General features: G+C 65.2%; 12 protein-coding genes. 3 read left to right on the top strand and 9 right to left on the bottom strand.

Going from position 1 to position 13,087, the window contains the following annotated elements; genetic code table 11:
• Positions 1-30 precede the first annotated feature (30 nt).
• Positions 31-240 carry a cold-shock protein gene (locus HU763_RS05760; protein ID WP_003252255.1) on the top strand — a complete coding sequence of 70 codons (210 nt, stop codon included), beginning with the start codon at positions 31-33 and terminating at the stop codon, positions 238-240.
• Between the two features lie 169 nt (positions 241-409).
• Here HU763_RS05760 and HU763_RS05765 read toward each other — a convergent pair whose 3' ends face one another.
• The 4 genes from HU763_RS05765 to HU763_RS05780 all read right to left on the bottom strand — a co-directional run bounded on the left by HU763_RS05765 (position 410) and on the right by HU763_RS05780 (position 5,558).
• Positions 410-784, bottom strand: a complete 375-nt coding sequence (locus HU763_RS05765; RefSeq protein WP_170028623.1) for a hypothetical protein — start codon at positions 782-784, stop codon at positions 410-412.
• 16 nt (positions 785-800) lie between these two features.
• Positions 801-1,613 (bottom strand): putative RNA methyltransferase, encoded by an 813-nt coding sequence (locus HU763_RS05770; RefSeq protein WP_170028625.1) that lies wholly within the window; start codon positions 1,611-1,613, stop codon positions 801-803.
• Entirely contained in the window at positions 1,613-2,764 is a 1,152-nt protein-coding gene (dapE, locus tag HU763_RS05775) for a succinyl-diaminopimelate desuccinylase (protein WP_186689844.1), read from the bottom strand. The genes HU763_RS05770 and dapE overlap by 1 nt, the downstream gene beginning before the upstream one ends.
• Before the next feature lie 202 nt (positions 2,765-2,966).
• Positions 2,967-5,558 (bottom strand): glycosyltransferase, encoded by a 2,592-nt coding sequence (locus HU763_RS05780; RefSeq protein ID WP_186689842.1) that lies wholly within the window; start codon positions 5,556-5,558, stop codon positions 2,967-2,969.
• A gap of 119 nt (positions 5,559-5,677) precedes the next feature.
• Here HU763_RS05780 and tcdA point away from each other — a divergent pair, with 119 nt between their 5' ends.
• Positions 5,678-6,487 carry a tRNA cyclic N6-threonylcarbamoyladenosine(37) synthase TcdA gene (tcdA, locus tag HU763_RS05785; protein ID WP_186689840.1) on the top strand — a complete coding sequence of 270 codons (810 nt, stop codon included), beginning with the start codon at positions 5,678-5,680 and terminating at the stop codon, positions 6,485-6,487.
• 205 nt (positions 6,488-6,692) lie between these two features.
• Here the strand turns inward: tcdA and HU763_RS05790 are convergent, their stop codons facing one another.
• The 4 genes from HU763_RS05790 to HU763_RS05805 all read right to left on the bottom strand — a co-directional run bounded on the left by HU763_RS05790 (position 6,693) and on the right by HU763_RS05805 (position 9,811).
• On the bottom strand, positions 6,693-7,103 hold the full coding sequence (locus tag HU763_RS05790; protein ID WP_186689838.1) for a SufE family protein: 411 nt from the start codon (positions 7,101-7,103) through the stop codon (positions 6,693-6,695).
• The gene (locus HU763_RS05795) at positions 7,100-8,305 is read right to left on the bottom strand and encodes a cysteine desulfurase (RefSeq protein WP_186689837.1); all 1,206 of its coding nucleotides are present in this window, start codon (positions 8,303-8,305) and stop codon (positions 7,100-7,102) included. The genes HU763_RS05790 and HU763_RS05795 overlap by 4 nt, the downstream gene beginning before the upstream one ends.
• Positions 8,306-8,397: 92 nt before the next feature.
• Positions 8,398-9,432 carry a 2,3,4,5-tetrahydropyridine-2,6-dicarboxylate N-succinyltransferase gene (gene dapD / locus HU763_RS05800; protein WP_186689835.1) on the bottom strand — a complete coding sequence of 345 codons (1,035 nt, stop codon included), beginning with the start codon at positions 9,430-9,432 and terminating at the stop codon, positions 8,398-8,400.
• A 31-nt stretch (positions 9,433-9,463) separates the two neighbouring features.
• Positions 9,464-9,811 carry an ArsC family reductase gene (locus tag HU763_RS05805; RefSeq protein ID WP_170028639.1) on the bottom strand — a complete coding sequence of 116 codons (348 nt, stop codon included), beginning with the start codon at positions 9,809-9,811 and terminating at the stop codon, positions 9,464-9,466.
• Between the two features lie 268 nt (positions 9,812-10,079).
• On the opposite strand from HU763_RS05805, the gene HU763_RS05810 reads away from it, so the two are divergent.
• On the top strand, positions 10,080-11,726 hold the full coding sequence (locus tag HU763_RS05810; RefSeq protein WP_186689834.1) for a Na+/H+ antiporter: 1,647 nt from the start codon (positions 10,080-10,082) through the stop codon (positions 11,724-11,726).
• Positions 11,727-11,876: 150 nt separating this feature from the next.
• On the opposite strand, the gene dapC is transcribed toward HU763_RS05810, so the two are convergent.
• The gene (dapC, locus tag HU763_RS05815) at positions 11,877-13,073 is read right to left on the bottom strand and encodes a succinyldiaminopimelate transaminase (RefSeq protein ID WP_186689833.1); all 1,197 of its coding nucleotides are present in this window, start codon (positions 13,071-13,073) and stop codon (positions 11,877-11,879) included.
• Between the last annotated feature and the right edge of the window lie 14 nt (positions 13,074-13,087).

Genomic DNA, 13,087 nt, shown 5'->3' on the forward strand with positions numbered 1-13,087 from the left:
TCTTCACAATAAAAATCCGGAGTAGTTCAGATGTCGTCTCGTGAGACTGGGAATGTAAAGTGGTTCAACGATGCCAAGGGTTATGGCTTCATTCAGCGCGAAGGTGGTGCGGATGTGTTCGTCCACTATCGGGCGATTCGCGGTGAGGGGCATCGTACCCTGGTCGAAGGGCAGCGGGTGGAATACGCCTGCGTGCAGGGCCAGAAAGGCCTGCAAGCCGAAGACGTAGTAGGGCTCTGAACCCCTGCTGTAGAGGCCGATTGACGCGGCCAGTGTAGGAGCGGCCTCGTGTCGCGAAAGGGCTGCAAGGCAGCCCCTGCGGTGTGGCGAGCAACGCTGACAACCGGGGGGCGCCATGTGGCCCTTTCGCGACCCGAGGCCGCTCCTGCAGTAGAAGCGGGGGGCTGTCTCAGGTACGCCAGGTGATCTCCTCTTCACCGTCGGCGCTGATGCGGACCCAGCGGTCGGCATCCTCTTCCCCGTCTTCTTCCACCCAGCCACCCGGCGCGCAGCGCACTTCCACACCCAGTGCGGCGAAAGCGGCGCGGGCGCAGGCAACGTCATCGGCCCAGGGCGTCTGGTCGCTTTCCAGGTAAAGGCTGTTCCATTTCCCTACAGCTTTGGGTAACCAGGTGACCGGAATGTTACCGGCCTGGCATTTGAAGGTCTGGCCTTTCTGCTGCCATTCGCTGCACGGGCCGATCGCCTGGGCAAGCCACTCGGCAATCTGCTTGTGGTCGACGTCGGCGTCCTTCAGGTAGATCTCGATATCAGGTTGGCGCATAAGGGCTCCGGTGTGCTCAGTCTTGGCGCAGGAAATAGTCATAACGCATGGAAACCGTGACTTCGAACGGCTCGGCCTGGTCGATCACCCGGGCACGCCTTGCGGCACTGGCGCGCCAGCCGTGCGGAGTCATGGCCAGCAGGTCGGCGCGGGCCTTGGGCGCGACCAGGCTCAGGCGAAACTCGAGGGTTTCGCTGTGGGCATGGGCCATGCCTTCGGGGACCAGTGCGAGGTGCTTGTCGTCGGCGTAAGGGCGTACTTCATCGTAGAGCACTTCGCGCAGTTCCATCAGGTGGCCGCTGGTGGGGCCGACCCGCATCAGGCCGCCGCCAGGGCTGAGCAGGCGCTTGGCCTCGGCCCAGTCGAGCGGGCTGAACACGCTTGCGATGAACTGGCAGCTGGCGTCGGCCAGCGGCACCCGGGCCATGCTGGCGACCATCCAGGTGACCTCGGGCGCGCGGCGGCAGGCGCGCTTGACCGCCTCGCGGGAGATGTCCAGGGCATAGCCCTCGGCGGCTGGCAGCGCCTGGGCGAGCTGCGCGGTGTAGTAGCCCTCGCCGCAACCGATGTCCAGCCAGGCGGAGGGCTGGCGCTCGGCGGCCAGTTCGGCCAGGCGGCGCGCCACCGGGGCGTAGTGGCCGGCCTCGAGGAAATCGCGGCGGGCCTCGACCATGGCCTGGTTGTCACCCGGGTCGCGGCTGTTCTTGTGCTGCACCGGCAACAGGTTCAGGTAACCCTGGCGGGCGCGGTCGAAGCGGTGGCCGGCCGGGCACACCACACCGTTGTCGAGCCGGCTCAGCGGCGCTTGGCAAAGGGGGCAGGCGAGCATCAGGCGAGCAACCGGACCAGGGTCTGGTAGTAGATTTCGGTCAGCAGGTCGAGGTCGCTGGCCAGGATCCGCTCGTCAACCTGGTGGATGGTGGCGTTGACCGGGCCAAGCTCGACCACCTGGGTACCCATGGTGGCGATGAAGCGGCCGTCGGAGGTACCACCGCTGGTGGACGGCTGGGTGTCGCGACCGGTGACGCCCTTGATGCTGGCCGATACGGCGTCCAGCAGCTCGCCCGGCTCGGTGAGGAACGGCAGGCCCGACAGTGCCCAGTCGATCGACCAGTCCAGTTCATGCTTGTCGAGAATGGCCGACACCCGCGCCTGCAGGCCTTCGACGGTGGACTCGGTGGAGAAGCGGAAGTTGAACAGCGCGCTCAGCTCGCCCGGGACCACATTGGTAGCGCCGGTGCCAGCATTGAGGTTGGAGATCTGGAAGCTGGTCGGTGGGAAGAACGCATTGCCTTCGTCCCAGTGCTCGGCGGCCAGTTCGGCCAGAGCCGGGGCAGCCAGGTGGATCGGGTTGCGCGCCAGGTGTGGGTAGGCCACGTGGCCCTGCTTGCCGCGTACGGTCAGCTTGGCGCCCAGCGAGCCACGGCGGCCATTCTTGACCACGTCACCCAGCAGGGTGGTGCTGGATGGCTCGCCGACGATGCACCAGTCCAGGCGCTCGTTGCGCGCTTTCAGGCGCTCGACCACGGCCTTGGTGCCGTGGTGGGCCGGGCCTTCCTCGTCGCTGGTGATCAGGAAGGCGACTTTGCCACGGTGGTTCGGGTAGTCCTGCACGAAGCGCTCGCTGGCCACCACCATGGACGCCAGGCTGCCTTTCATGTCGGCGGCGCCACGGCCGCAGAGCATGCCGTCGGCGTCGATCAGCGCCTCGAAGGGTTCATGCTGCCATTGTTGCACCGGGCCGGTGGGCACCACGTCGGTGTGGCCGGCGAAGCACAGCACCGGGCCGTCCTGGGTACCGTGGGTGGCCCAGAAGTTGTCGACGTCCTCGATGCGCATCGGTTCCAGCTGGAAGCCCACGGCGCCCAGGCGGTTCATCATCTGCGCCTGGCAGTCGGCGTCGACGGGGGTGACCGAGGGGCGACGGATCAGGTCGCAGGCCAGTTGGAGGGTGGGCGAAAGCTCGGCTGGGGCCGTCATGGGGGACTCCGGGGCAAGGCAAGGCGGGAGAAATCTGAGGGGCGTTATCTTATATCAAACCGTCAGGCCAATGGGGCCGCTTTGCGGCCCTTTCGCGACACAAGGCCGCTCTTAAAAGCTATCGCGCCACATCTGACGGGATGCGATCCCATGTAGGAGTGGCCTTGTGTCGCGAAAGGGGCGCAAAGCGCCCCCAAAGAGCTCAAGCCTGTTGCGCCTCGGCGGCCTTTTCCCCAGGTTTGGGCAACGACGACAGAAACGCCATCACCAGCGCTGCCACATAAGGCAACGATTGCACCAGCAACATCGCCACCCAGAAGCGCATGTCCGAACTCGGCAGCCCCTGCACCAGATAGATGCCCAGTGCCGCACCCCACAGCAGCAACATGATGAACAATTCTTCCCGGGCCTCGGAAATCGCCACCAGCAAGCCATGGCTGTCGGCGTTCTTCGGCGTGCGGAAGAACGGCATGCTGCTGGTGAAGAAACCGTACAGCACGGCCTTGGCGATGGTATGCGACAATGCCAGCCCGGCCAGTGCCGCGGCAAAGGCGTCCTTCAAGTTCACCCCCACTGCGCGCCGGTAGAGGAAAATGATCTTGCCGACCTTGAAGAAGAACAGCGCCAGCGGCGGGATGGCGAAGATCATCAGCGGCGGGTCGACCCGGTGTGGCACGATGATCATCGCCGCCGACCACAGCAGCGCGCCGACGGTGAAGAAGATGTTCATGCCATCGGCGATCCAGGGCAGCCAGCCGGCCAGGAAGTGGTAGCGCTGGCCACGGGTCAGCTCGCTGCCCTTGCCGCGCAACAGCGCGCTGGCGTGGTGCTTGATGATCTGGATGGCGCCATAGGCCCAGCGGAAACGCTGCTTCTTGAAGTCGATGAAGGTGTCGGGCATCAGGCCCTTGCCGTAGCTGTTGTGGGCGTAGGCCGCCGACAGGCCCTTTTCGAACACGCGCAGGCCCAGCTCGGCGTCCTCGCAGATGCACCACTCGGCCCAGCCCAACTCTTCCAGCACGCTGCGCCGGGTCATGGTCATGGTGCCGTGCTGGATGATCGCGTCACGGTCGTTGCGGGTGACCATGCCGATGTGGAAGAAGCCCTTGTACTCGCTGTAGCAGAGCTTCTTGAAGGCGCTTTCGTGCTGGTCGCGATAATCCTGCGGCGACTGCACCACGGCGATTTTCGGGTCGGCGAAGTGCGGCACCATGTGCTTGAGCCAGTTGCGGTCGACGCAGTAGTCCGAGTCGATCACCGCAATCACTTCGGCGTCCTTGGCGGTGTGCGGGATCAGGTAGTTCAGTGCGCCGCCCTTGAAGCCGGCCAATGGCGCGACGTGGAAGAACCTGAAGCGCTCGCCGAGCTTCTCGCAGTGGGCCTTGAGCGGCTCCCAAACGGCCGGGTCCTTGGTGTTGTTGTCGATCACCAGCACTTCGTAGTCGGGGTAGTCCAGTGCGGCCAGGGCGTCGAGGGTCTGCTTCACCATCTCTGGCGGCTCGTTGTAGCACGGCACATGCACCGACACCTTGGGCCGGTAGGCGCTGTCGGCCTGCACCGGCAGGAATTCGCGGCGGCGCTTGTGTATCCATACCGCCTCGGCCAGTTCGTGGGCCTCGGTGAGCAGGACGATGAATACCCCCAGCGCGCCAAGGGCCAGCAGCACGCCCACGGTCAGGCTGAACCAGGTGCTGTATTGCTGGCTGTAGTCGTAGGCGATCCACACCAGGACCGAGCCGCACAGGAACGTGATGAAGGTCAGGAAGGTGCGGCCGCGCTGGCGCAGGGCAGAGCCGTCGATGAACAGCACGGTCAGCGCAATCAGGGCCAGGACCACCGAGGCCACTGCCAGGGCACGCCATTGCGGGATCGCCACCACCGGGCCGTCGAAGTTGAACTTCTGCTGGCGCTCGGCGTTGTACACCCCCCAGTAGGCGCCCACCGAACCTTCGTCACTGGCTTTCCAGGGCTGGTCATAGGCTTCGATGACGAAGTAGTTGTACCCACGGCGATTGAGGGTATTGACCAGGGTGCGCAGGTAGATGGCCTGGTCGGCCTGAGTGGCATCGGCACCCCCGCGCATGCGGCCGTTGCTCGGCCAGCCGACTTCCGACAGCAGCAGCGGCTTGCGCGGGAACTGGTGTTTCAGTTCGCGGGCGCGGTCGAGGACGAATGCGACCGAATCCTTCATCGGCACGAACTCCCAGTACGGCAGGATGTGCGCGGCGATCAGGTCGACGTGCTTGGCCAGCTGCGGGTTTTCTTTCCAGATGTGCCACTGCTCACTGGTGGTCACCGGTACCTTGACCGCTGCACGTACCCGGTCCAGGTACTTGATCAGGTTTTCCGGGGTGACCTCCTCGCGGAACAGCGCCTCGTTGCCGACCACTACCCGGACGACGCTGCGCGAGGTGTTGGCCAACTGGATGGCGGTGGCGATCTCACGCTCGTTGCGCTCCAGGTCCGGGCTGATCCAGATGCCCAGTGTGACCCGCAGGCCGAACTCCTCGGCCAGCCGCGGGATATCGGCCTGGGTGCCTTCCACGGTGTAGATACGGATGCTGTCGGTCAGTTTGCTCAACTGCTCCAGGTCCTGGCGCATCTCGTCGTCAGTGGGGTACTGGCCCTTTTGCGGGCTTTCCCCCAGGCGGAACGGCGAATACGAGAAACCGGAGATCTGCTCGGGCCAGGCAGGGGCGGAAACCGGGCGATTGATCAGCGCCCAGAACCCGGTGAACAACGCGGCGATGGCCAGGACCACGACCAGGTTCAGGCCGAATTTACGTGAAGACATTGTCGTCCATTTGTGTCGAAGTGATACGACATTAAAGCAGGGTTGGTAGGCTCTTTCCTAACGATGCAGGCGATGGGCCCACTGGCATATAATGCGCGCCGGTTTTTTGGGGTATGAGCATGAGCACAGAAGATCCACGCTTCGCGGGCGTTGCCCGGTTGTATGGCGACCAGGGGTTGCAGCGCCTGGGCCAGGCCCATGTGGCCGTGGTCGGTATTGGCGGGGTAGGCTCGTGGGCGGCCGAAGCGTTGGCCCGCAGTGGTGTGGGCGAGATCACCCTGTTCGACCTCGACGACGTCTGCGTCAGCAACACCAACCGCCAGGCCCATGCCCTGGAAGGGCAGGTGGGGCGGCCCAAGGTCGAGGTCATGGCCGAGCGCCTGCGGGCGATCAACCCGGCCTGCAGGGTGCATGCGGTAGCCGACTTCGTCACCCGTGACAGCATGGCCGAGTACATCAGCGAAAACCTCGACTGTGTGATCGACTGCATCGACAGCGTCATGGCCAAGGCCGCGCTGATTGCCTGGTGCCGCCGGCGCAAGATCGCCATTGTCACCACCGGTGGCGCCGGCGGGCAGATCGACCCGACGCAGATCCAGATCGCCGACCTGAACAAGACCTTCAACGACCCGCTGGCTTCGCGGGTGCGTTCCACCCTGCGCCGCGACTACAACTTCTCGCGCAATGTCAGCCGCAATTATGGCGTGCCGTGCGTGTTTTCCAGCGAGCAGCTGCGCTATCCCAAGGGGGATGGCAGCGTGTGCCTGCAGAAGAGTTTTGTCGGTGAAGGTGTGCGCCTGGACTGCTCGGGTGGCTTCGGCGCGGTGATGATGGTGACCGCGACCTTCGGCATGGTGGCAGCAAGCAAAGCGGTAGAGAAACTGGTGGCCGGTGCACGACGGCCGTCGGAGCGCGCCAAGCCTGAGTAAAACCCTTCCGCTTTGCTTGGCCCCTGTAGGAGCGCCCTTGCGTCGCGATGGGGCGCGCAGCGGCCCCACGATTGCAGCTTCGCCGCGAACCTGCAGCTTCACCGCTGATTGCAACTTCGCCGCGAACTTGCAGCTTCGCAGTGAATATGGCCGGGGCCGCTGCGCGCCCCATCGCGACGCAAGGCCGCTCCTACAGGCCTTGGGTTCAGGCAGCCGAGGCTAGCTCCGCCATCCGCTGCAACACTGCATGCAGGCCATTGCTGCGCGACGGTGACAGCTGGCGCTCCAGGCCCAGCTGGGTAAACCACTCACGCAGATCAAGCTCGGCCAGCTCTCCACTGGGCAACCCCTGCACCCGCACCAGCAGCAACGCCAGCAGCCCGCGCAACAAGCGGGCGTCGCTGGTGGCCTTGAACTGCCACGCGCCTTCGACTTGCTCGGCTACCAGCCACACCAGGCTTTCACAGCCATGCACCCGGTTGGCCTCGGTCTTTTCAGCCTCAGCCAAGGGCTCCAGGCGGTCGCCCCACTGCATCAGCAGGCGCGCACGCTGTTCCCAGCCCTTGCTTTGCTCAAACGCCTCCAGCGCCTGGCAGGCCTCTGCTGGCAGGTTCATCGCAACAGCTCCAGGCCCTGGTCCAGCGCGTCGAAGAAACGCTGCAAGTCATCGCTGTCGTTGTACAGCCCCAGCGACACGCGAATGGCCCCCTCCAGCCCCAACCCCTTGAGCAGCGGCATGGCACAGTGGTGCCCGGCACGCACGGCAATACCTTGCTCGGTCAGCAGGTGGGCGATATCAGCGTTGTGCACGCCTTCAATGACGAAACTGGCCAGGGCTGCCTGTGGTGCGCCAAGGATGCGCACACCATCGCGGTCTGCCAGGCCACGCAGCAAGTGCTGGTGCAGACTGGTTTCATGGCGTTCGACCGCCTGGGCATCGAGGCTGGCCAGGTAGTCCAGGGTCGCGCCCAGGCCGATCACGCCGGCAATCGGCGGGGTACCGGCCTCGAAGCCCAGCGGCGCAGGGCGGAAGCTGGCGCTATGGTACTCGGCCAGTTGCACCATCTCGCCGCCGAACTGCCAGTGGCGCAACCGCTCCAGTGCCTGGCTGCGGCCGTACAGCACGCCGACGCCTTCCGGGCCGTACAGCTTGTGGCTGGAGAACACATAGAAGTCGCAACCCAGTTGCTGCACATCGTGGCGGCCATGCACCACGCCCTGGGCACCGTCGACCACGGTCAGCGCGCCTTGCGCGCGGGCATGCGCCAGCAGTGCCGGTAGCGGCTGCCAGGTACCCAGCACGTTGGACAGCTGGCTCACCGCCAGTACCCGGGTACGTGGCCCGATCAGTTGCAGTGCCTGCTCGAGGTCGATGCGGCCCTGGCCATCCAGCGGCAGCACTACCAGGCGCAGGTTGCGCCGCTGCGCCAGTTGTTGCCAGGGCAGCAGGTTGGCGTGGTGCTCCAGGGCGCTGACGGCAATTTCATCACCGGCCTCGAAGCGCTGTTCCAGGCCATACGCCAGCAGGTTCAGCGCCGACGTGGCACCGTGGGTGAACACGATCTGCCGCGAATCTGCCGCATTGAGCCAGGCGGCGACCTTGTCGCGACTGGTTTCGAAAGCCTGGGTCGCGAGTGCGCCGGGCAAATGCTGGGCTCGGTGCACGTTGGCTGCGCCATGGCCGTAGTAATGGCTCAGGGCATCGAGCAGGGCTTGCGGCTTCTGGGTGGTGGCGGCGCTGTCCAGGTAGGTCTGGTGCTGCCGTTGCAGGGCGGCGATCGCGGGGAAATCGGCACGCCAGGGGGAGGGCTGGAACATGGTCGCGGGGCCTGGAAGGAAAATCGGGTCTGGCGAGGTGCCAGACCCGATCTTAACATTTCAAGCGCTGAGAATCCGCTGCTGCAGGGTTCTCAGTTGTGCGCGTGCAGCGCCTCGTTCAGCTCGATGGCCGACTTGTGGGTCTTGCACTCCACTGCACCGTTCAGCGAGTTGCGGCGGAACAGCAGGTCGGTCTGGCCGGCCAGGTCGCGGGCCTTGACCACTTTCACCAGCTGGTTGTTCTCGTCCAGCAGGTTCACCTTGGTACCGGCGGTGATGTACAGGCCGGCCTCGACGGTGTTGCGGTCGCCCAGCGGAATACCGATACCGGCGTTGGCGCCGATCAGGCAGCCTTCGCCAACCTTGATGACGATGTTGCCGCCACCGGACAGGGTGCCCATGGTCGAGCAGCCGCCGCCCAGGTCCGAGCCCTTGCCGACGAATACGCCAGCCGAAACGCGGCCTTCGATCATGCCTGGGCCTTCGGTGCCGGCGTTAAAGTTGACGAAGCCTTCGTGCATGATGGTGGTGCCTTCGCCGATGTAGGCGCCCAGGCGGACACGGGCGGTGTCGGCGATGCGTACGCCGGCCGGGACCACGTAGTCGGTCATTTTCGGGAACTTGTCCACCGAGAACACTTCCAGCAGCTCGCCCTTCAGGCGCGCTTCCAGTTGCAGCTCGGCCAGTTCGGCCAGGTCGACTGCGCCCTGGTTGGTCCAGGCAACGTTCGGCAGCAGCGGGAAGATGCCGGCCAGGCTCACACCGTGCGGCTTGACCAGGCGGTGCGACAGCAGGTGCAGCTTGAGGTAGGCCTCTGGGGTCGAGCTCAGTGCGGCGTCTTCGGCCAGCAGGGTGGCGACCAGTGGCTTGTGGCTTTCGGCCAGGCGGGTCAGCAGGGCTGCCTGGGCGGCGTCGACGCCTTTCACGGCTTCGGCCAGTTGTGCAGCCTGGGCAGTGCTGAAGGCGATGGCCTGATTGCCGCCTTGGTAGCCGAGGATCGGCGCTACCGCTGCAACCAGCTCTGCGCTCGGGTTGAGCAGTGGTTGTGCGTAGAATACTTCCAGCCAGGCGCCCTGGCGGTTCTGGGAGCCGACACCGAAGGCCAGGCTGAACAGGGTATTGGACATGTGATTACCTCGTGCGAAATAGGGTAGGGGCTCAGGCCAGGGCAGTGGCGTAAAGGTCTGGCTTGAAGCCGACCAGGGTGCGCGTGCCAAGGTCGAGCACCGGGCGCTTGATCATTGACGGCTGGGCCAGCATCAATTCGACGGCCTTGGCCTGGTCGAGGTCGGCCTTGCTGGCGTCGTCCAGCTTGCGGAACGTGGTGCCGGCACGGTTGAGGATGATTTCCCAGCCGTGTTCGTTGCACCAGCGGTTCAGGCTGTCACGGTCGATGCCTTGGGTCTTGTAATCGTGAAATTCGTAGGCGATGGCTTTTTCGTCGAGCCAGGTACGCGCTTTTTTCATGGTGTCGCAGGCTTTGATGCCGTAGAGCGTGTAGGTCATTGTGTACATTGAGGCCACAGGCTGCCCCAATCTCTCCATTTTCGAATATCAGTCGCGGGATTATGCGGGAACCATCCTTTGAGCGCCACGGGGGAACATGCCTTGGGGCTGTAGCGCATGCGCCCCACGTCTCATCATGTTACATATTCATCCCTCACCTGCGACTATCGTGCAGCGGTCTCGTTTCCCGTTACCCCGCTAACATGTTGTTTCAATGGCGCTCTCTCGCCCTGCTGTCGATCTTGATTCACAAAGGAAGCCTTCCCGGATGCAGTCCGCCTATACCGTCCTCATCCTGCTGACGCTGGTCAGCGTGTCGAAGCTGGTCGGTCGCATGATTCCGCTGCCCCTGCCGCTGGTGCAGATTGCCGCTGGTGCCTTGCTGGCCTGGCCGACGCTGGGCCTGCATGTGGCCCTGGACCCCGAACTGTTCCTGTTCCTGTTCCTGCCACCTTTGCTGTTCGCCGACGGTTGGCGCATTCCCAAGCGCGAGCTGTGGCGCATCCGCGGGCCGGTGGTGGCACTGGCCGTGGGGCTGGTGTTGTTCACTGTGGTCGGGGCCGGCTATTTCATCCACTGGTTGCTGCCTGGCATTCCGTTGCCAGTGGCTTTCGCCCTGGCGGCAGTCTTGTCGCCGACCGACGCCGTGGCAGTGTCGGCCATTGCCCAGGACCGCCTGCCCACCCCGCTGATGCACATGCTGCAAGGCGAGGCCCTGATGAACGATGCGTCCGGCCTGGTGACCTTCAAGTTCGCCCTGGCGGCAGCGATCACCGGGGTGTTCTCGTTGACCGATGCCAGCTTCAGCTTCGTCCTGGTCGCCCTCGGCGGCCTTGCCGTGGGTGTCGCCCTGAGCTGGCTGATCGGCCGCCTGCGGGCGTGGATGATCGCCCGCGGCTGGGACGACCCGGCCACCCACGTGGTGTTCATGTTGCTGCTGCCGTTCGCCGCCTACGTGCTGGCCGAGCGCCTCGGCGTGTCGGGCATCCTCTCGGCGGTGGCGGCCGGCATGATGCAGAGCTGGCTCGACCTGCTGCCCCGGCAGACCAGTACGCGCCTGCTCAACCGCAGTGTCTGGTCGTTGCTGGAGTTTGCGTTCAATGGCCTGATCTTCCTCCTGCTGGGCCTGCAATTGCCCGACATCATCAAGGCCGTGGTCAGCCATGAGGCCACCGTATGGCCGACCCTGGCCTGGCGTTGCCTGGATGTGGTGGCCATCTTCGCCGCGTTGATCCTGCTGCGCTTCATCTGGGTGCAGAGCATCTGGCGCTCGATCGGCGTGGTCCGGCGCTGGCGCGGCAAGCCAGCGCTGGTACTGATGCCCACGGCGCGCTCCTGCTGGCTGTTGACCTTGGGCGGCGTACGCGGTGCGGTCACCCTGGCCGGTGTGATGTCGATCCCGCTGCTGATAGAAGCGGGCAAGGCGTTCCCCGAGCGTGACCTGCTGATCTTCATCGCGGCCGGGGTGATCCTGCTGTCGCTGATCACCGCCTGTATCAGCCTGCCGCTGCTGCTGCGCGGGGTGACCAAGAGCCCGGACGAGCGCTTGCACCAGGAAGTGCAGGAGGCCTGGCGGCGTACTGCCGAGGCGGCGATCCACGCCCTGGAGGCAGAGGAGGTGATCGACAGTACCGCGCCGCAGGATGCCGCCCAGGCGACCTTGGCGACCGAACTCAAGGCGCGCCTGATGGCGGAATACCGGGATGAGCTGGACAGCTACAACGACAGCGCCGAAGCCAAGGCCCTGGCGCAACAGATGGACCTGCTGGAGCGACGTCTGCGCCTGCGCGCGCTGCGGGCGCAGCGGCTGGAGCTGTACAACCTGCATCGTCAGCACCTGGTGGGTGACGAGGTGGTGCGCCAGGTGCTGGGCGAGCTGGACTTGAGCGAGGCGAACCTGGGATCGGTCAAGTAGACCGCAGGGGCCGCTTTGCGGCCCTGTGGGAGCGGGTTTACCCGCGAATCAGGCGACGCGGTGAATGGCACCGGCTGTGCCGGTGTTCGCGGGTAAACCCGCTCCCACCGCTACTGCACAACACTCAAGAACTGTACGGGCCCTGTCGAATCAGCGGTTCTGCAGGAACTCGCGAATCCGCTCCGCCGCCTCGATGCACTCGGCCAGCGGCGCGACCAGCGCCATGCGCACGCGCCCGGCGCCCGGGTTCACCCCATCCACTTCGCGCGACAGGTACGACCCCGGCACCACCGTTACATGCTGCGCCTCGAACAGGTCACGGGTGAATTCGGCATCGCCACCCGGTACCTTGGCCCACAGGTAGAAGCTGCCATCCGGGCGCTGCACGTCCAGCACCGGCTGCAGGATATCCAGCACGGCATCGTACTTGGCGCGGTACTGGTCGCGGTTCTCGCGCACATGCGCCTCGTCCTGCCAGGCGGCAATGCTGGCCAGCTGGGTTTGTACCGGCATGGCGCAGCCATGGTAGGTGCGGTACAGCAGGAACGGCTTGATGATCTCGGCATCCCCGGCGACGAAGCCCGAACGCAGGCCCGGCAGGTTGGAGCGCTTGGACAGGCTGTGGAACACCACGCAGCGCTTGAAATCGCTGCGGCCGAGTTCCGCGCAGGCAGTCAGCAGGCCGGGTGGCGGGGCGTCTTCGTCGAAATACAGCTCGCTGTAGCACTCGTCGGCGGCGATCACGAAGTCGTGCTGGTCGGCCAGGGCAATCAGCTTCTTCAGGGTGGCCATCGGCACCAGCGCGCCGGTGGGGTTGCCCGGCGAGCACAGGAACAGGATCTGGCAACGCTGCCACACCTCGGCCGGCACGGCGTCGAAATCGGGGTTGAAACCGTTGCTCTCCAGGCACGGCAGGTAGTGCGGGGTGGCACCAGCCAGCAGTGCTGCACCTTCGTAGATCTGGTAGAACGGGTTGGGGCTGACCACCAGGCCGTCATCGGCGCGGTTGACCACGGCCTGGGTGAAGGCGAACAACGCCTCGCGGGTGCCGTTGACCGGCAGGATGTGGCGCTCGGCGTCCAGCCAGCCGGCCGGCACGCCGAAGCGACGCTCGCACCAGTGGCCGATCGCCTGGCGCAAGGCGGGCAGGCCGATGGTGCTGGGGTAGACCGCCAGCTTGTCGAGGTTGTCGGCCATGGCCTGGGCGACGAACGCCGGCGATTCGTGCTTCGGCTCACCGATCGACAGGGCGATGGCGCGTTTGTCCGCCGCCGGCTTCACGCTGCCCAGCAGGGCGCGGAGTTTCTCGAACGGGTAGGGCTGAAGCTGGGTCAGGGCATGGTTCATCGGCGCAAGGTCTC

This window comes from Pseudomonas anuradhapurensis, assembly GCF_014269225.2.
Taxonomy (GTDB): Bacteria; Pseudomonadota; Gammaproteobacteria; order Pseudomonadales; family Pseudomonadaceae; genus Aquipseudomonas; species Aquipseudomonas anuradhapurensis.